General features: G+C 48.3%; 13 protein-coding genes. 12 read left to right on the forward strand and 1 reads right to left on the reverse strand.

The genetic code is table 11. From position 1 onward, the window contains the following. Positions 1-107 precede the first annotated feature (107 nt). The 11 genes from DXB83_RS03215 (at position 108) to DXB83_RS03265 (ending at position 16,603) form a co-directional block, all read left to right on the forward strand. Entirely contained in the window at positions 108-1,988 is a 1,881-nt protein-coding gene (locus DXB83_RS03215; RefSeq protein ID WP_055267920.1) for a DUF5696 domain-containing protein, read from the forward strand. A 195-nt stretch (positions 1,989-2,183) separates the two neighbouring features. Continuing rightward, entirely contained in the window at positions 2,184-4,436 is a 2,253-nt protein-coding gene (pflB, locus tag DXB83_RS03220; protein WP_117508947.1) for a formate C-acetyltransferase, read from the forward strand. 246 nt (positions 4,437-4,682) lie between these two features. Then, positions 4,683-5,846: an FAD:protein FMN transferase gene (locus DXB83_RS03225; RefSeq protein ID WP_055267911.1), complete on the forward strand. Its 1,164-nt coding sequence runs from the start codon at positions 4,683-4,685 to the stop codon at positions 5,844-5,846. 2 nt (positions 5,847-5,848) lie between these two features. Further along, positions 5,849-7,873: an FMN-binding protein gene (locus DXB83_RS03230; protein WP_118697239.1), complete on the forward strand. Its 2,025-nt coding sequence runs from the start codon at positions 5,849-5,851 to the stop codon at positions 7,871-7,873. A 12-nt stretch (positions 7,874-7,885) separates the two neighbouring features. Next, complete coding sequence (locus DXB83_RS03235) at positions 7,886-8,374, forward strand: FMN-binding protein (protein WP_055228158.1); 489 nt, start codon at positions 7,886-7,888, stop codon at positions 8,372-8,374. Between the two features lies 1 nt (position 8,375). Further along, a complete protein-coding gene (locus DXB83_RS03240; protein WP_055266115.1) occupies positions 8,376-9,248 on the forward strand; it encodes a 4Fe-4S binding protein in 873 nt (290 codons plus the stop codon). Positions 9,249-9,268: 20 nt separating this feature from the next. Then, positions 9,269-9,652, forward strand: a complete 384-nt coding sequence (locus tag DXB83_RS03245; RefSeq protein ID WP_055266101.1) for a NusG domain II-containing protein — start codon at positions 9,269-9,271, stop codon at positions 9,650-9,652. A gap of 30 nt (positions 9,653-9,682) precedes the next feature. Next, positions 9,683-10,207 carry a Gx transporter family protein gene (locus tag DXB83_RS03250; RefSeq protein ID WP_055266099.1) on the forward strand — a complete coding sequence of 175 codons (525 nt, stop codon included), beginning with the start codon at positions 9,683-9,685 and terminating at the stop codon, positions 10,205-10,207. A gap of 282 nt (positions 10,208-10,489) precedes the next feature. Then, positions 10,490-15,289: a penicillin-binding Tp47 domain C-containing protein gene (locus tag DXB83_RS03255; RefSeq protein WP_158581084.1), complete on the forward strand. Its 4,800-nt coding sequence runs from the start codon at positions 10,490-10,492 to the stop codon at positions 15,287-15,289. Positions 15,290-15,509: 220 nt separating this feature from the next. Further along, positions 15,510-16,046 carry a DUF3877 family protein gene (locus DXB83_RS03260; protein ID WP_158576323.1) on the forward strand — a complete coding sequence of 179 codons (537 nt, stop codon included), beginning with the start codon at positions 15,510-15,512 and terminating at the stop codon, positions 16,044-16,046. Positions 16,047-16,066: 20 nt separating this feature from the next. After that, positions 16,067-16,603, forward strand: coding sequence for a nitroreductase family protein (locus tag DXB83_RS03265; protein ID WP_118697240.1), 537 nt, complete (start codon positions 16,067-16,069; stop codon positions 16,601-16,603). Here the strand turns inward: DXB83_RS03265 and DXB83_RS03270 are convergent. Next, entirely contained in the window at positions 16,589-17,458 is an 870-nt protein-coding gene (locus DXB83_RS03270; RefSeq protein WP_158581085.1) for a helix-turn-helix domain-containing protein, read from the reverse strand. The genes DXB83_RS03265 and DXB83_RS03270 overlap by 15 nt on opposite strands. Before the next feature lie 225 nt (positions 17,459-17,683). Between DXB83_RS03270 and DXB83_RS03275 the strand changes: the two genes are divergently transcribed. Continuing rightward, positions 17,684-20,791 (forward strand): glycoside hydrolase family 2 TIM barrel-domain containing protein, encoded by a 3,108-nt coding sequence (locus DXB83_RS03275; RefSeq protein WP_118697242.1) that lies wholly within the window; start codon positions 17,684-17,686, stop codon positions 20,789-20,791. Positions 20,792-20,797 lie beyond the last annotated feature (6 nt).

A 20,797-nucleotide genomic window follows, 5' to 3' on the forward strand; every position in this document is an offset into this window, starting at 1 on the left:
AAAAAGGCGCAGAAAATCCGGAACCGTGCAGAGAAAGGCGGACGGGTTCTCTGCGCCTTTCTGGTGTTTGGAACGCATATGATAAAGAAAAAGGGGAATATCACACGATGAAAAAAATAGAAAGCGGATCGCTTGCTGTGATGCTCGATGAAGAGACGCTGGGACTTAGGATCGAAAAAGACGGCGTTGTCTGGAATACGGATCCGAAAAAGACACCGGAACTGATTTTTGCAGAGGGAACATACCGTTTCCTGGATGCAGAGGAGATTTCCCATGAGGTCTATTCCTTCGGCGTCGGATGCGGCATCCGGAGCCGTTATGCGGGATTTGCGGGAACACCGTATGCCTTCGAGACGATTATCTGGATCGAAGCTGTGGATGAAACATTTTGGATGGAGTGGATTCCGCTCTGCGAGGAGGGACTGCATCCGGTAAAGGTGCTGTGGCCGACGGCAATGGAGTTTACAAACGGGCGCGATGACTGGTATACACTCCTTACCGAGGGACAGGGACTTCTGATTCCGAATACCTGGAAGACGGAACTTGGAAAGCTTTCGTTTGACGGCAGATTTGAGACCTCCGGCGGCTATATGCCGTGGTTTGGCCAGGTGAAGGAAAGATGCGGCTATACAGCGATCTGTACAACACCGTGGAACGTCGGTTATCAGGCAGAGCACCCGGCAGGCGGCCCGTATACCAGCGTGGGGGCATGGCTGGAGCCAAGCCTTGGAACAATGAATTACCGCCGCGTATTCCGTTATACGTTTTTAAATAACTGCGATTATAACGACCTCTGCAAAACATACCGTCAGTATGTACGGGAACAGGGCCATCTGCGCACTTTGAAAGAAAAGGCAGTACAGAATCCGTCCATTCACGATCTTGTGGGAACGTGTTTTGTTCATACGGGAATCAAGACGGTTGTGCAGCCAGAGTCCGGCTTTTTCGATCCGCAGAATCCGGAGAAAAATAACCGCGTAGTGCCGTTTTCCGTGCGCGAACAGCAGATCCGCGAAATTCATGATCTCGGCGTAGAGAAAGTCTATCTTCATCTGGACGGCTGGGCAGAACCGGGGTATGACAACCAGCATCCGGACTACACACCGGCATGCCAAGCGGCCGGCGGATGGGAAGACATGAAATCGCTTGTCGATACGATGCATGATTTCGGCTACAAATTCGGTATTCACGACCAGTACCGCGATTATTACCATGCAGCGCCGAGCTACGATGAAAATTATGCCTGCCGCCTTCCGGATAGAACGATACCGGGACACAGTTACTGGGCGGGCGGACCGCAGAGCTATCTCTGTGCAACGCAGGCACCGTTCTATGTGAAACGGAATTTTGCCGAGCTGAAGAAAAACGGAATCCGGCTTGACGGTGCATACCTCGATGTGTTTACGTGCAACGAGGGCGACGAGTGCGCAAATCCGGAGCATGTGATGACGAGAAGAGACTGCTATACGTACCGCGGAAACTGCTTCTCCTGGCTGCTATCACAGGGGATTCTCTCAAGCTCCGAGGAGGTCAGCGACTGGGCCGTTCCGTATCTGGTATTCTGCCATTATGCGCCGTACGACTTTATGCTGCGCCCGGCAGAGACACCGAAAAAAGGAATCCCGGTGCCGCTCTTTAATCTTGTGTATCATGACTGTGTGATCGAGCCGTGGATGATGGACCGTGTTTCAAAAGACGAGGACTATATGCTGTATGCGCTTCTTGCAGGCGGTGCACCGTATCTTGTACGGGACGGCGCATATCCGAATACAGATGGTGCATTTGACGGGGAGAAAATCAGTCTGGAAGAGATGACAGAAAGATGCCGCGTTGTAACGGAGCTGCATGAAAAAACGGCACTCCTGGAACTGGTACGCCACGAGTGTATGACGGTGGACGGAAGCGTACAGAAGAGTGAATTTTCCGATGGAACATATGTTATTTGTGACTTTGCAGAGCAGATATATGAAATCGGATACGGGGCATAAAAGAAAAGCGCCACATGTAGATTTTGTTCTTATAAAAATACAAGATTTTGTGGTTTTCCTTGTATTTTTTCAAGTGCATATCTTGCGCGGAAAGCAGAGATTTGTTATATTATGCATGCGGAGGTGTTCATGCCCGGTGCAAAGAAGATGCCGGAGCGTGACGAAACAAAATAACACCAGAAAGGAACAAAGCAAATGAGAGAATTTGAACAGTGGGATGGCTTTACCGGAAGACTCTGGAAAGAAGGCATCGACGTACGTGACTTTATTCAGAACAACTATACTCCATATGACGGAGATGAGAAATTCCTGGAGGGACCAACAGAGGCTACAGACCGTCTGTGGGGCAAATTACAGGAACTCCAGAAAGAAGAGCGTGCAAAAGGCGGCGTTCTGGATATGGAGACAGACGTTGTAAGCGGAATCACAGCTTACGGCGCAGCATATATCGATGACAGCATGAAAGATCTGGAGCAGGTAGTTGGTCTTCAGACAGACAAACCGCTGAAACGTGCATTTATGCCGTATGGTGGAATTAAAATGGCTGAGCAGTCCTGCGAGACTTACGGCTACAAACCAAGTGAGAAGCTTCATGAAATTTTCACTAAATATCACAAAACACATAACCAGGGTGTATTCGACATCTACACACCAGAGATGATGAAAGCCCGTCATAATAAAATCCTGACCGGTCTGCCGGATACCTATGGCCGTGGCCGTATCGTAGGCGACTACCGTCGTGTTGCTCTGTACGGTATTGATTACCTGATCGAGCGCAAAAAAGCAGACTTCGCTGCAACCAATCGTCAGGGAATGCGTCGTGGTGACTTCCAGTTAAGAGAAGAGATCGCTGACCAGGTCAGAGCACTGCAGGATATGAAAGTTATGGCACAGTCCTATGGCTATGACATTTCCGAGCCGGCTAAGAACGCAAGAGAAGCTGTTCAGTGGCTGTACTTCGGATACCTTGCAGCTATCAAAACTCAGAACGGTGCTGCAATGAGCGTTGGCCGTGTATCTACTTTCCTTGACATCTACATCGAAAGAGATATCGAAAAAGGAATCCTGACCGAGAAAGAGGCTCAGGAGCTGATCGACCATCTGGTAATGAAATTCCGTATGGTTAAATTCGCAAGAATTCCGTCTTACAATCAGCTGTTCTCCGGTGACCCGGTATGGGCTACTCTGGAAGTTGCCGGTATGGGAATCGACGGACGTTCTATCGTTACAAAGAACGATTTCCGTTTCCTGCATACACTGGAAAACATGGGACCGTCCCCAGAGCCGAACCTTACTGTTCTGTACTCTGAGAATCTTCCGGAAGCTTTCAAGAAATATGCAGCTCATATTTCTGTACAGACAAGCTCCATCCAGTATGAGAACGATGATGTAATGCGTCCGGTATGGGGCGATGATTACTCCATCTGCTGCTGTGTATCTGCTACCGAGACCGGTAAGGAGATCCAGTTCTTCGGCGCTCGTGCAAACCTTGCAAAATGCCTTCTGTACGCGATCAACGGCGGTAAAGACGAGAAGACAAAACAGCAGGTTGCTCCGGAATATCAGCCGATCACTGCTGAGTATCTGGACTATGATGAGGTTATGAAGAAATACGACGTTATGATGGACTGGCTGGCTCATCTGTACGTTGGAACTCTGAACATGATCCACTACATGCATGACAAATACTACTATGAGGCAGCAGAGATGGCTCTGATCGACACCGATGTAAGACGTACCTTTGCAACCGGTATCGCAGGATTCTCTCACGTAGTAGACTCCTTAAGCGCAATCAAATACGCTAAAGTTAAAGTTATCCGTGACGAAGAAGGAATGGCTGTTGACTTCGAGACAACCGGCGACTTCCCAAGATACGGCAACGACGATGACAGAGCAGACGAGATCGCTGTATGGCTGCTTCGTACCTTCATGGACAAACTGAAATACTGCCATACCTATCGTGATTCTGAGCCGACTACCTCTATCCTTACCATTACTTCCAACGTTGTATATGGTAAAGCAACTGGTTCTCTGCCGGACGGAAGAAAAGCCGGTGAGCCTCTGTCTCCGGGAGCTAACCCGTCTTACGGCGCAGAGAAGAGCGGACTTCTTGCTTCCCTGAACTCTGTAGCAAAACTGCCGTATGAGGACGCTCTGGACGGAATCTCCAACACCCAGACCATCAACCCGGGCGCACTTGGCCACAACGACGAAGAGCGTACCGAGAACCTGGTACACGTTCTGGACGGATACTTCGAGCAGGGTGCACATCACCTGAACGTAAACGTATTCGGAACCGAAAAACTGATCGACGCAATGGAGCACCCGGAGAAACCGGAGTATGCAAACTTCACAATCCGTGTATCCGGCTATGCAGTTAAATTCATCGACCTGACAAAAGAGCAGCAGATGGACGTAATTGCACGTACCTGCCACGATCATATGTAATTTCTGAAAATGTTATTTCTAAAGCCCCCGCGGCCGCAGCAATGCGGCTGTGGGGGCTTTTTGTATATCGCTGCTTGAATTCCAGTAAAATCCACTTGATTTAGAGTACATAAAATGAGAAAATTTATCAGATGCAGAACGCTAATTGAAAAACTTTTATCAAGTAATTCATAGCGTAAGTTACGAGTTAATGTTATAATACCAAAGTTAGGATTTCCTAACATAAGAAAAAATGGAGTTTTATTTATGAAAAAGAAAATTGTTGCAGCATTTTGTCTTGCCATGGTGATGACGGTCGGCGGATGTTCCGGTGCGGGGACAGCAGCGCAGCCGGAGAGCAGTGAAAGTCAGACACAGCCGGCGTCTGTTTCGGAGTCTTCGAGCAGTTCTGACGCTTCGGAAGAGAATTCCACGCAGAAATCCGCATCATCCACAGCTTCTTCCGATGCCGCAGATGCATCGAGCAGCCGAGATATTTTTGCTATGGATACGTACATGACGGTCACTGCCTATGGTCCGAATGCAGAAACGGCGGTGGATCAGGCACAGCAGGAGATTGAGCGGCTGGATGCACTTCTGTCGACCGGAGAGGAGACGAGTGAAGTAGCGCAGATCAATGCAAACGGCGGCGGAACCTTATCGGAGGATACCACCTATCTGCTGGAACGCTCGCTGGATCTGTATGACAGCACAAACGGCGTTTTCGACATCGCAATTTATCCGATCATGGACGCCTGGGGTTTTACAACCGGAAATTATACGATTCCTTCGGATGAGACGATCGAAAGCCTCCTTCCGCTGACCGATGCCAATGATATCCTTTACGACAAGGACAGCGCATCCATCAGCTTTGCCAAGGACGGCATGAAAATCGACTTCGGCGGAATTGCAAAAGGCTATACCTCCGGCAGAATCGCCGATATTTACCGGGAATGCGGTGTGACGAGCGGGCTCATCAACCTCGGTGGAAACGTTCAGGTTGTCGGCACGAAAACGGATGGCAGCAAATGGCGTGTTGCCGTGCAGAGTCCGGAAGCGGAGGATGATTATCTCGGCATTCTCTCGACGGCCGACCGGGCGGTTATTACTTCTGGCGGCTATGAGCGGTATTTCGAACAGGACGGCATGAAATATCATCACATCATCGACCCATCGACCGGTCATCCGGCAAATAACGGTCTGGTGTCGGTGACGATCGTAAGTGCTGACGGAACACTGGCGGATGGCCTTTCTACTTCTCTTTTCATCATGGGAAAGGACAAGGCGGCCGAATACTGGCGTGCACACAGCGATGAATTTGACACCATTCTGGAGGATGAGGACGGAGTTCTGTATGTAACCGAAGGAATTGCCGATGATTTCGCATCCGATCACGAGACAAACATTATCAGGAAAGACGGTGATACATAACCATGGGAAAATGGAAAAAACTGACAGCATTTGCACCGGCTCTCGCGGCAGTTATCGTAGCAGCCTGCGCCGGTATTTCGCTGAATGGCTACACTGCACCGGTTTACGCCGTAGAGCAGCCGGAGGCACTGGTGACACCGGAGCCGGAACAGGATACCGATGCAGCGGAAAAGAAAGATGATACAAAAAAGAAGGACGATACCAAAAAGACAACCGATACCGAAGCAGAACTTGTCGCAGCCGTCGGTTCCGGCAGCTTTGAGCTGGCGGACGGAACGTACGAAGGAAGCGGAACAGGTTTTGGCGGTACGATTACAGTCTCTGTCGTATTGAAAGACAAAACGATTCAGTCGATTTCGATTGTAAGCGCTCCCGGCGAGGACGCAGCTTTCCTGAACCGTGCAAAGGGAGTTATCGACCGTATCATCGCATCCCAGAGTGTGGATGTGGACACGGTTTCCGGTGCAACTTTCAGTTCAAAAGGTATCCTTGCAGCCGTGAAAAATGCACTGACCGGTCAGGAGGACACTTCAGAACCGGCATCCGCATCAGGAGCGGCAGGCGGCGGAACAGTTACGGTATCTAAAATTGAAGAGCCGGCTGCCTACCGGGATGGAACGTATTACGGAACTGGAACGGGATTTGGCGGCACAATGAAAGTCTGTGTTGTTGTCAGCGGCGGAAAAATTGCTTCGATTGATATTGTGGAAAACAGCGATACGCCAAGCTACCTTTCCAGCGCTTCCTCTCTGATTTCGACGATTATCTCAACACAGAGTACGAATGTGGATACGGTCTCCGGCGCGACATACAGCTCCCGCGGTATTATTGAAGCTGTGCGGAGTGCCTTAAGTCAGGCGGCAGTGAACGGGTCTTCCAGTACAAACGGAGGAAGCCAGGGCAATACAAACAACGGAAACAACAGTCAGAATAACGGCCAGAACAATAACAACTCGTCTGCATCCAAGGGAAGTTTTCCTTATCAGGACGGAATTTATTACGGAACGGCCGCCGGTTTCCAGGGAGACATCAAAGTGGCGGTAGCCCTGCAGGATCAGACGATCAAAGCGGTACTGATTCTGGAAAACGAAGATGACGAGACATTCTTCAACCGTGCCAAAGTCGTAGCGGACCGCATCGTAGACGGACAGAAAACCGATGTGGATCTCGTATCCGGCGCAACGTACAGCTCCCGCGGCATCCAGAACGCAGTAAAACAGGCGCTGGAAAATGCGAAGAAGGCAACAAACGGCGAGACCGTTCCGGATAACGGAACGAGCAGCGGCGGAACCACAACGATTCCGGAAGGAAAATTCCCATACGAGGAAGGCATTTACTACGGAACCGGCGAGGGCTATCTGGGAGACATTACAACGGCAGTTGTCATTCAGGATGAGACGATCAAGGCAATTCTCGTGACCGAGAGTGAAGATGACGAAGCATTCTTAAAACGCGCAAAACAGACAGCAAAGGACGTTGTGAAAAACCAGACACTGGAAGTTGACACCGTTTCCGGCGCAACCTACAGCTCCAGGGGAATTCTTGCGGCAATCGAGGAAGCTTTAAAAGAGGCAGAACGCGTAACTGAGGAAAAGAAAAATCCAACCCCGACACCGACGGAAACACCAACCCCGACCGAAATCCCGGAGCCAACTGAGACGCCAACACCAACCCCGACGGAAACTCCGGAACAAAAGATCTATCAGGACGGCGAATACACAGCGATTGCCGTCTGCGAGCCGGATGAAGATGAAGATTTTACCGCTTATCAGCTTTCTGTGACGGTAACAATTGAAAACGATAAAATCGTAGCGTTAAGCAACATCACCGGTGACGGAGACAGTCAGAATGCCTCCTACATCCGCCGCGCATCCGAAGGAACCTCCAAAATCAAAGGCGTTTCCGCTCAGATTCTGGAAACCGGAACGCTTGAAAACATCGACACCGTTTCCCGTGCAACCTGCTCCTCAAAAGCCATTCTTGAGGCATGCCGGAATGCGCTGGATGCTGCGAAAGTAACGCAATAAAGGGGAAAACAGATGAGACAATTGATTGTTCGTTTTTTGAATGTCGCTGTCATTGCTGCTGTTCTGATCGGCTACAATACCGTACTCGATAAAAGAGACAAAGAGGATCAGATCGCGCGGCTCTCGGCAGAGCTTGAGACGACCCAGCTTCAGAAGGAAAATCTGCAGGCCGCAGCAGCTGCATCCAACACGGCGGATACGGCCGCAAGTGAAGCAGCAGAAGCAGAAGGGCAGTACGTGGACGGTACGTATGACGGTGAAGCTGACGGCTTCGGCGGCACCATTGCAGTTGAAGTAACCGTAGAGGGCGGCCAGATTACCGATCTTGCCATCACATCCGCCGACGGCGAGGACAGTGCGTATCTGTCAAACGCGGAGGCGATCATTCCAAAGATTATTGAGGCACAGTCCGCCGATGTTGATACGATCAGCGGAGCAACATTCAGCTCCACCGGTATCAGAAATGCGGCGCAGGAAGCAATAGAAAAGGCGGAGAAATAACATGAAAAATTTAGATCTATCCACATTACCGGCAAAGAAGAGAAAACAGATCGTTTCCTGCCTGCGTGCCGGAATCCAGCTTTTATATTTCCTGTTTCTTCCGTCAGTATTTACCGCTGCATTTAACGGAGTGAAATACATTTTTACGCAGCTTGGACAGGGTGAAAAAATTGAGATGACCGCGTTTGTGTCGGCTCTGCTCCTTGTCTGTGCATTTACGATCGTATTCGGAAGATTTTTCTGCGGTTTTGCATGCGCTTTTGGAAGTCTGGGGGATGCAATGCATGCAATTTATGGTATAATCTGTAAGAAACGTAAAAAGAAGCCCATACGCATCAAACCGGAACTGGCAAAAAAACTGGCGCTGGTCAAATACGGCATTCTGCTTCTGATTGCTCTTTGCTGCTTTGCAGGAGTTTATCAGAAAGCAAGAGGAACAAGCCCGTGGGATGTCTTTTCCATGCTGCATGCGGGAAATTTCCGACTTTCCTCTTATATTCCAGGCATTGTTCTTCTGGTGCTGATCCTGGTCGGCATGTTCTTTGAGGAGCGCTTTTTCTGCCATTTCCTGTGCCCAATGGGAGCTGTCTTTTCTCTGCTTCCGATCCTGCCGTTCTTTACTCTGCACCGAAAACGCGAAAACTGCATCCGCGGCTGCAGCGCCTGCACGAGACAGTGCCCGTCAGCGGTGGAACTGCCATCCGATGGATACGTGGAGATCTCCGGCGACTGTTTCCAGTGCCAGAAATGTATTGATACGTGTCCGAAAGGTAATATCCGCTGCGGGGTAAAGGAATTTCACGGAAATGAAATCCTCTTTACGCTGTTCCGTGCTGTATTCCTGCTGACACTGCTGTTATGGGCTGGCATCTGATTCAGAATAAGGAAAACTATATGAAGAAAAAAGATCTGATTCTGGCAGGCGCCGTTCTGCTCCTGGCTGGAATCCTTGCCCTGGCGCTTCGGCTGCCGAAAACGGAAAATGGAAATACCATGAAAGTCACGGTGGACGGCGAGGTCTACGGAACGTATTCACTCGCAGAAAATCAGACCGTGAAAATTCAGACGGGTCACGGAACGAATGTCCTGGTGATCGAAAACGGAAGTGTCCATATGGAAGAAGCTGACTGCCCGGACGGCTACTGCAAAAGACAGGGTACGATTTCCCGGGTAAATGAGACGATCGTGTGCCTGCCGCATAAGCTGGTTGCGGAGGTAGAAAGTGACGGATCCACAACGGACGACGCCGACGATGCGCCGGATGTGATTGTAAAATAATACCAGCTTAGAAGAAAGGAATTGGAATTTATGAGAGACAGCCGCACTGCAAGCAGAAAAATTGCCTTATGCGCCATGCTGATGGCACTTGCCATGATCTTCAGTTATGTGGAGGTACTGATCCCGATCAACCTCGGTGTTCCTGGAATCAAACTCGGCATTGCCAATCTGGTTGTAGTCGTCGGCCTCTTTTTCCTTCCGGCAGGGGAAGTCCTGATGATTTCCGTCGCCCGCATTCTTCTGATGGGGTATCTGTTCGGAAATGGAATGTCCATCCTTTACAGCCTTGCCGGCGGGCTTTTGAGCTTTCTTGTGATGCTTCTGCTGAAACACATCAAGGGCTTTAGTATCACCGGCGTAAGTATTGCAGGAGGCGTGACGCACAATGTCGCGCAGATCTGCGTGGCGGCTCTCGTGGTGCAGAACCGCAAACTGTTCTATTATCTGCCGGCGCTTCTCGTGGCCGGAGTCATCACCGGAATGCTGATCGGAATCCTTTCGGACCGCATTCTTTCTGCGGTAAAACGCGATGGACGAAAGAGTTCTTCGCGGTGAAAACTCCATATCTACGGAATTTTTTCTGTGTGGGAACGAAAATCATCCCACAAACTTCACAGTATCGGATCATTAAATAGTAAAAATACTCAATAAGCAGAATCTGTGCCTCTTTTGAGAAAAAATAATCAGTTAAGAGTTAGACAAAACGATCAAAAATTAGTAGAATAATCTACGGTTAGTTAAAACAATTATTGATTAGTGAAAACTAATATAATAATGAAGGACAGTTTTGCCCCTGTTTTTCCTGCAAAACTGTGGAAAAGGAAAAAGGAGGAAGTTATGATCAAAAGAAAAGAACTTCAGAAAAAATCATTAGCAGCCGTAATGGCAGCTTCCATGACCATGAGCCTGCTCCCGGGAACCGCACTGGCGGATGCTACAAGTGGCGTGCTGGCAGATGGCACTTATGAGTCTACGGCTCATGTTACCAGAACTGCAGAAGACGATGAGGATGAGAATGCATGGGATGAATATGACGTTAATGTCAAAATCACAGTTGCAGACGGTAAGTTTTCTGATATTGCAGTAACACCTGGTTCTGGATACAATACAGAAAATGCTACATATTTTAAAAAAGCAGCTACAAACAGCAAAGGATTCAAAACGAAACTTCTTGGAAAAGATGCAACGATTGAAAACATTGAAGGATGGGATATTGTATCGGGTGCAACCAGAACTTCGAATGCAGTAAAAACCGCGGCTCTTGCAGCAACCCAAAAAGCAACCCCGACTCCAGAAGCAGTAGACACCACAGCACTTGAAAAAGCAATCGCAGATGCCGAAGCATTAAAGGAAGCTGACTACACCGCAGACTCCTGGAAAGCTGTCCAGACTGCTCTTACCGCAGCAAAATCTGCTCTTTCTGCAAAAGAATCCCAGAGCGCTGTTGATACCGCGAAAGATGCGCTGAATACTGCAGTAAAAGGCCTTGTTAAAGCACCGACTCCGACGGCGACCCCGACAGCAACGCCAACCGCAACCCCAACGGCGACCCCGACCGAGACTCCAACTGAGCAGGTGGCTTACGTTCTGATGAACATTCCGTATGATGAATTTTATGCTGCAGATGTAAACAACTCTGTTCCAGTGGATGTATTTTCTTCCGCAACGAAGAGCAAAACAAGAACAGCCACTCTTGCCGGTGGTTCTTATCATACCAATGCAGATGGAAGTGCAATCAATGGAATTACCTTCCCGGTTAAAGTAACAGGAGTGGATCTTTCCAAATTTAAGAAAGTAACAGATTCTGACTCTGTAAGTATTACAGTAACAAACCGTGGTCAGACATCTACACAGACATACACCGGAAAAGACGCCTTATTTGAAAACTCAGACTATGCATATTATGTATTAAGCGAAGCACCTTCTTACTACAAAGAAGCAACGGTAAATGCAGATGGCTCTCTTTCTTTTGGAAAAACAGTTGGAACTGCAATTGAACTGACCAATGTATCTCCGGAATTTATGACTGAATCAAACTATGGTGATTATCAGCTGGATCTCGATGGACTGGAGAATACCATTGATGTTGGAAACGATCAGATCTATGGTGTTATTGTCAGTACAAAAGAAGGCAATGACTATGGTATGCGTCATGTCGAGAATATCTGGCGTGGAACGGAACTGGCATGGTCAACTGGATTTACAACGCAGGTACATGGCTGCCCGACTTCTTCTGCACATTACAAGAGCATGATGGGACAGCATATCAATAAGGTTACTTATTATACCAGCAAAGGAATCTACACGATTCCAGTGAATGATATTTTTGTTCCAACAAAATTTGAGGCAAGTGTATCCGTAGAAGACGCTTCTCTTTCCGCTGGAAAGACAACGATGACCGTAACCGGACTTCCGGCTGATTATGATGCAGAATATTCCGTAGATGGTCTGGATGGATTTGCAGTAGACGGAAATACCATTTCTTATTCCGCAAATGCAAAAAAAGGAATGTATACTCTGACGATTCATGATAAAAAAGGTGTTTATGCAGATCTGACACAGAGCTTTACTCTGTATACAGATGCAATGCCGGCTGCTTACAACGAAAAAGGAAGTGCTCCGGCGCTTGTAAAAGCAGAGAATGCATCAGAAGATGACTTTGCTGATTATATCAAGAACATCACTTCGGTAAAAGTAAATGGAAAAGAATATGCAGCAACTGGAAAACGGAAAACAATTCTGATCAAAGAAGACGGTACGCTTGATCTGACAGCTGCCGCTTTTGCAGAAGGAAATAAATTTGAAATCGAAGTAACTGCAACAGGTTACAAGACGCTTTCCTTTACTTATGAGAAGAAAGAAACAACATATAAATATGTATATGCAGGTCTTACCTGGGCTGAGTATTGGGCAGCAGAAGGAGTTCAGGCGGCAGGAAGCGACGCTGGTTCGGATGAAACTGACAGTCGCGAAGAAAGTGATAAAGGCGCTTTTGATGTTGTAACCCGTGCGACTACAAACCATGGACTGCACAGAGGAAGCTTCCAGTGCGCAGCAACTATCTACATGAAAGATGGCACAACCTATGAGGTGGCATATTATACCGCAGCAACCACGGCAGTTCTGACCAACGGCGAGACCGTAACTTACGATAAGAGCCAGATTGATCATTATGAAGTAAAAGGTCTGAAATATGTGCCTGTAAAAGTTTCGGAAGATGATTACGAAGATTTCTGCAAAAAGTATGTTGTGGTAGAAAACGGCGGAACACTTTCCGGTGGATTTTCTGAAAATAAACTGCAGAGCTATACAGGCCTGGTTGCAGATGTAACAGAAAACACAAACGGTCTGAAGATAGCAGTGAAAAATGCAGATGGAAGCTTCTCCTTCTCTGCAAGAACAACAGGAAGTGAATCCGGAATCAAAGATCAGGCGCTGAAGACAGCTCCGGATGCTGAGACCGTAGGACTGACCGTGAAAGAAGCCAATGGTTCTTATGGAGAATTCCTTCGCGTAGATTTAACGGGAGATTACGGCGATCTGGCTGCTAATCTACAGACCGTAACCTGGACTTATTACGGTGATGATTCCACTTATACGAATGCAAAAGCAACGTATGGAACAAAATTCGCAGCAGATAACTGGATGCATAAAGTAATGGGAATCCAGCTTGGCCTTACCGATTCCCTGCGCTGCACTTTACCGGAGGGAACGGATGGAACCGGTTATTGGAAGATTACGATTCATGCACTTGGCTATGCAGATGCTTCCTACACTTTTGAAGCAACCAAAGCGAATATTGTAGGAGCTGATCCGGTAGAGAGCACAGTAGCACTGGAAGAGGCAATTGCAAAGGCAGATGCACTGAATAAAGATCTTTACACGGAAACTTCCTGGAATAATATGCAGACAGAACTGGCAGAAGCAAAAGAAGCATTGGAGAAAAAACAGAGCCAGGGAACCGTAGACGAAGCAACAGAGCATCTGAATGCAGCAATCGAAACACTTCAGTCCCAGTATGTATTAATGAACATTCCGTATGCTGAGTTCTATCAGGCAGAGGTTCATAACGATGTTCCAGTAGATGCATTTACTTCCGCAACCAAGAACAAAACAAGAACAGCCTCCCTTTCCGGCGGATCTTACCATGTGAATGCAGACGGAAGCGATATTACAGGTATCACCTTCCCAGTAAAAGTAACAGAGGATATGGATCTGAGCAAATACACGAAAGTGACAGATGAGGATTCTGTAGAAATCACCGTTACCAACCGTGGACAGACATCCACCACAACGTATACCGGAAAAGATGCACTGTATGAGAATGCAAGCTATGCATATTACACCTTAAATGAAGTTCCATCTTATTACAAAGAGGCATCTGTAGATGCAGACGGAAATGTAACCTTTGGTGCTGTTCAGGGAACCGAGACAGCAAAGCTGGAAAATGTAACGGCAGAGCTCTCCACTAACAGCAAATACGGTGATTATCAGCTGGATCTGGATGGTCTTACTGATACCATCAAAGCAGGCGAAGATACCGTATATGGTGTTGTTGTCAGCACAAAAGAGGGCAACGATTACGGAATGCGTCATCTGGAGAATATCTGGAGAGTGTCTAAGCTGGCATGGAGCACTGGATTTACGACAAGCGTTCATAACTGCCCGACCTCCTCAGAACATTACAAGAGCATGATGGGACAGACCATCAACAAAATTACCTATTACACCAGCAAGGGAATTTACGAAGTCGACGCAGATGTATATGTACCGGTTAAGTTTGCATATGAATTTTCTGTAGAGAATGCGTCTGTCACATCTGGAAATGCTTCTGTTAAACTGGAAGGCCTGCCGGATGATTACGATGCTGTCTATACAGTAGAAGGTCTGGCGGGAACCGTGTCCGGTGATACTCTGTACTTCAAGAATGCAGAGAAAGGTTCTTATACATTGACTGTCAGCGATAAGAATGGTAAATATGCAGATCTTTCCGCAGACTTTATCCTTTACACGGAAGAGATGCCGGCAGCATTTAACGAAGATACGACAACACCGGGTCTGCTTAAGAACAGGGATGCAACAGATGAAGAGTTTGCAGATTATCTGAAGAACATTACCTCTGTTACTGTAAATGGAAAAGCATATGCAGCAAGCGGAAGAGGAGCTGTTGTACTGTTCAATGAGGATGGTTCCTTAAAGACAGATGCAGCACCGTTCGCAGAGGGCGATTCCTTTGAAATTACAGTTTCTTCACTGGGATATCAGGATCTTAGCTTCACCTGGAAGAAATCAGCAGAAGAGCCGACTCCTACTCCTACAGAGACCCCAACCGTAACCCCGACCGAGACTCCGACGGTTACACCTACAACAGCACCAACCACAACCCCGACGACTGCTCCTACCACAATACCTACGACGCAGCCGACGAAGACCCCGACAAGCACCCCGAAAGCAACATCTACTCCGCTTGCAAGTAATAAAGTATCCAATACTTCTACTTCCAAGAAGAGCGATAATGCAAAGACCGGTGATGCTACCAACATCTGGGGATGGGTAAGCATGGCAGTTGCATCTCTTGGTGCCGGCGGACTTGGATTCAAACTCCGCGGCAGAAAGAAAAACGAAGACGAAGAGTAATTCAGAACGAAATAACTGAGAAATTCTTCTGACATAAGAAATCACAGAAACCTCTGTTCCAGTTTTTCTGGCGGAGGTTTCTGCCGTTTCGAGGAGTAAAAAAGTGATTCTTTTCTTTTTGTAAAAAACAAAAAATTAAGTGTTCACACAATGCCCAATTCGTGCGATAATAATACTGTGTTTTTTGCACATGCAGCACAATGGAGGTGACTTAGAAAACATGACAGCAAAACTGTTGGAAAAACATATTACCGATACAATTCGGGAATGGCAGGTGAAGATCGGCTATGAGGGCGGTACGATGAAGCTCTACTACCCGGCGGAGTCCCTGCGCCGTTCCCTCTCTTTAGACGAAACAGAAGACCTGGCTAAAGCGCTTTCCGCGTTCTGTAAGAACGTACAGCCGCGCCTTGGAATGCTCGCTATTTCGGCAGTCAAAGACCGCTACTGTGTGGAAATCCCGGAGGAGGGATGCTCTTATATTGAGCGGGAAATCCCTGTTCCGGAGCTCCTGCAGAACCTTCTGCAGGTGATCACAACGCCTGGAAACACAATGGAACAGGTTCGAAACTGCTTTTCTTCCTATGCAGAGAAAATGCATACTACCGTGGAAGAAAACGCATCCGAGGAGCATGAGATGGGCCATGTATTTTCTTTTTCAGACCCGTCTGTAGATGAATACTGTTACTGTGTCGAAGAAAATGAATTCGGCCTGACGTATCACCGTTTTTCACGGGAAGATTACGAGGCTTTATAAATAAAAGGAGGATATACACCATGGAATTTACAAAACTGCTGGAAGAAAGAAGAAGCATCCGCGCGTTTGCTCCGGAGAAACACGTAACCGCAGAGCAGATCCAGGAGATCGTACAGGCAGCGATTCAGGCACCATCCTGGAAAAACTCACAGACAACACGGTACTATGCCCTTGTAACACCGGAGAAAGTCGAAGAATTTTCCGCAAAATGCCTTCCAGAATTCAATCAGAAGAGTTCAAAGGGAGCCGCACTTGTCGTAACAGCATTCGTAAAAGACCGCTCCGGATTTACGCAGGACGGCACACCAGACAACGAAGTTGGAAACGGCTGGGGCTATTACGATCTCGGCCTGCACGACGAAAACCTGATCCTGCGCGCAAGAGAACTTGGCCTTGATACTCTGATTATGGGAATCCGTGATGAGAAAGCTATCCGTGAAGCCCTCTCCATTCCGGAGAATGAGCTCCTTGGTGCTGTCATTGCTGTCGGCTACCGTGCCATCAATCCGGACAAGCCAAAACGTAAAACCGTGAATGATATCTTAAAACTGTTCTAAATCCGGCGCATCCGTGTGAAGACGTGCGCGGTACTTTCCAGGCGGGAATCCAAAGAACCGGGAAAACTGCTTGCTGAACGCATAGACATCGCCATATCCGACAAGAACGGCAATTTCCTTCATCGGTACGCCGCCCTCGAGAAGAATACGGGCCTGCTCCATTTTCTTCCTGGTGCGGTACCGTGCAGGAGAGACGCCGGTTTGTTTTTTAAATACTTTTCGAAACGTCTCATAACCGATCTGGAGTGACCGGGCAAGCTCTTCGAGAGAAATTTCTTCATCAAGATTCTGCGAGAGCATATCGCAGGCGGCCTCGATCGGATCCCGCTGCAGATTCACCCGGTGCGCATGGTAGCCGTACATTCGCAGAATCTCTTTTTCCATCTCCGGAATCCGCAAAGGCAGCAGACTGTCCGGTGTGGCCTTTAACGACTGCAGAAGCTTCTGATACCGCTCGAGATCGCCGGGAAGCAGCTCTGCCTTTAGCACCGGCTCCCGGTTCAGAACCGAAAGCGAGCAGAAAGAATCAAAAAACGGTTTCCCAATCGAGATAAAAAATTCCAGCCATTTCCCATCGGGGTCTACGCGTGTGGAATGCGGCACACCCGGCAGACGCTGGACCAGACTTCCCGCCTGCAGCGGATAGGAGGTGCCGTCCTCGGCAATATATTCCCCGCTCCCGCGCAGCAGCACGAAACAGCTGTAATACTCGTTCGAAAAATGATACTGCGAGCGGTCCGCCGTCTCTTTCCGCATAAAACCGCACGCCAGAATCCCGTTCTTCATTTCATTTCCAATACAGCGATAGATAACATCGCTCTTTTCTATTTTTGCAAGCAGATATTCCGGTATCATACGACTTCTCCTTTGCTTTCCCATTTTGGATAAAAGAAACACCAGATTAACTATTTCTCATCCACGTGCAGTGTTTTATACTGAATCATAAGATAACTGCATAAATCTTCTGAAAATCACAGATGTATTATATCACAGGAAAGCAAAAAAGGAACACCAATCTGGATAAAAAGAAGAGAGGCAGTCGGAAAATGCGAAAGCAAAGGTAAGGAGGATTTCAAGAACATGAGACAGACAAGAGACTGGGAAAATCAGTATATAACGCAGAAAAATCGTTATCCGATGCATACGCCGTACGGTGCATATGAGACAGTAGAGCAGGCGCTCGCCGGAAATCGGAACGCGTCCCGCTTTGTAATGGATCTGAACGGAGACTGGAAATTCAAAATGTATCCGTCACCGGAAGCGGTGGAAGCATTTTATGAAGAGAATTTCGATCACGCAGCATGGGATACGATTCCGGTGCCGTCCAACTGGGAATTGCAGGGATATGGAAAGCCGGTTTACACCAATATGCTGTATCCGTTCAAACGGGAGGCAAACGGCGAAGCATTTGAGATCGAGATTACCGAAGGCACCTACGAGCTGAATGCGCCGTACGTACCGGAGAAAAATCTGACTGGCTGCTATTTCAGAACCTTTGAGGTTCCAACAGACTATATCGGCCGACAGCTTCTCATCGATTTCGGCGGTGTGGAGTCCTGCTTCTATCTCTGGGTCAACGGAAAACAGGTGGGGTATTCCCAGGACAGCAAAGTGAACGCGGAATTTGACATCACTGAATATGTGCAGGAGGGAACGAACACCCTCGCCGTACAGGTAATGCGCTACTGTGACGGTACTTACCTGGAAGATCAGGATTACTGGCATCTGTCCGGTATCTACCGCGATGTCCGCCTCGTATCGAAACCGGTGCAGCACATCCTGGACTATAAGGCAGAGACACTGTTCACACACCCGGATTACACGAAAGCTACCCTCTCTGTCACGATCTGGCCGGACAACTCCAAACCGCTGTACGGCGAGTATCATGCCAAAGTGACGCTGTATGATGCAGAACAGAACAAAGTAACCGAGATGGATTCGAGACCGTTTGCTGAGTGCGGCTTCTATCTGATGCCGAAATTCATCGCAACCGTTACTGCTCCGGTAGAGAACCCGGCACTCTGGACTGCAGAGACTCCGACACTTTACACCCTCGTTGTCGAGCTACAGAACAAAGAGAATGAGACGGTTGATATCGAGAGCTGCAAGGTCGGCTTCCGCCAGGTGGAGATCAACGGCCGCGGCGTTCTGACCCTGAACGGCAAGCGCCTTGTGATCCGCGGCGTAGACCGCCACGATTTTTGTGCCGAGACGGGACGTACCGTTTCTGAGGAGCAGATGCGAAAAGAAATTGCTGTGATGAAACGCCTGAATTTCAACGCTGTTCGTACCAGTCATTATCCGAATTCCGTGAAATGGTATGATCTGTGTGACGAGCTCGGCATTTACCTTGTCGATGAGACAAATCTTGAGACGCACGGTTACGGCGGACAGCTCAGTGCATCCGCTGAGTGGACAGCCGCTTATCTGGAGCGTGCAACCCGTATGGTACTGCGTGATAAAAACCATCCTTCCATCGTCTTGTGGTCCCTTGGAAATGAATCCGGTGCAGGGGCGAATCATGCTGCGATGCACGGCTGGATCCGGGAATACGACAAGACAAGATACGTTCAGTACGAGTCCGGCAACCCAAAGAGTAATATTTCCGACGTTATCTGCCCAATGTATCCGACGATGAGCTGGCTTGAGGATGTGATGGCAGACGATTCCGATCTCCGCCCGTTCATTATGTGTGAATACGCTTATGCAAAGAGTAACAGCAACGGAAATTTCAAGGAGTTTTGGGACTATGTCAACAAATACCCGCGTTTTCAGGGCGGCTTTATCTGGGATTTCGCGGACAAGGCGATTGCGATCCACGAGGAGGACGGAAATATCAAATACGGCTACGGCGGAGCGTTCGGTGAGGACGTGACCGATCCGGTTCCGGATATGTGTCTGAATGGTGTTGTCTTTGCCGATCTTTCTTATAAACCGGGCGCCTATGAGGTGAGAAACGGCCAGTCCCCGGTTACGATTGAGCAGGTGAAAAATCCATATACCGGCGAAACTATATGGGTGCTGGCAAACCGCTACCATACCCTCGATCTTTCTCATCTGCAGGTGCGTTATGAAATTGTGCAGAACGGCGAAACGCTTGCCAAAGGCAGCTATCCGGCATTTTACACGGCAGCCGGAACAACAGAGACGCTTCCGCTTCCGGAGCTTCCGGCGAAACTGCATGGCGAGGCGTATGTAAATTATTACGTTGAGCTTGCCCAAGATACCTTCTATGCACCGGCGGGAACAGAACTATACCGCCGTCAGATTCCGGTTACTACAGGTGTTTATCTGGCAGACGAGAAAACGATTGTGGAGAAACCACTGACCGTAGCGGAGGATGAAAATCATGTTCGCATCACCGGCGAAGAGACCGAAATTATCTTTGATAAAAAGACAGGTGAATTTACCAGATATCAGGCAAAGAGCGTTTCTTTTATGACCGGCGGAAAAGATGAATTTTATCGTGCCCCAACCGGTATTGATGAGGGAACCCATGAAAGTGATTACGATGATATCTGGCGCGCGGAAGGTCTGGATCGTCTGAAAAAGGAAGTACAGTCAGTATCGGCTGTCAGTGCCGGAAATCAGGTGCTTCTTGAAGTGCAGGCTTCCTATACCGCGGAGCCGGACAACGCAGTACTCTTTACCGCTCATACTCTGTATCGCATCGGCAGTGAGGGAATGGAGCTCAAAAACGAAGTAACAAACAACAGCGGCCTTGAGACCATCGCAAGAGTCGGACAGTCGTTCTGCCTTCCTGCAGCGTTTGATACGCTCAGCTGGTATGGAAAAGGACCCTGGGAGACGTATGCAGACCGAAAGGACGCAGCTTTTACCGGATTTTACACATCTTCTGTAGCAGAACAGCACGTTCCGTTTGTAGTACCTTGCGAATGCGGTGGCCATGAGGATACGCGATTTGCCGTTCTTTCAGATGGAACACATACCGTTCAGATTGTAGGCAGTGATGATTTCCATTTCAGTGCACTTCCATATTCTATGGCAGAATATCGAAAAGCCGCATATGAGGAAGAACTTCCGGAGCATACGACAGGAACCTGGCTGATTCTGGATGCAGCACACGCAGGCCTTGGCGGAGATACCGGCTGGACGAAAAATATTCACCCGGAATATCGTGTATGCAAGGGAAGATACAGCTATACGTTCCGTTTCCATTTCGCATAAAAGAAA

The organism is Blautia sp. OM06-15AC, from assembly GCF_003481425.1.
GTDB classification, from domain to species: Bacteria; Bacillota; Clostridia; order Lachnospirales; family Lachnospiraceae; genus Fusicatenibacter; species Fusicatenibacter saccharivorans.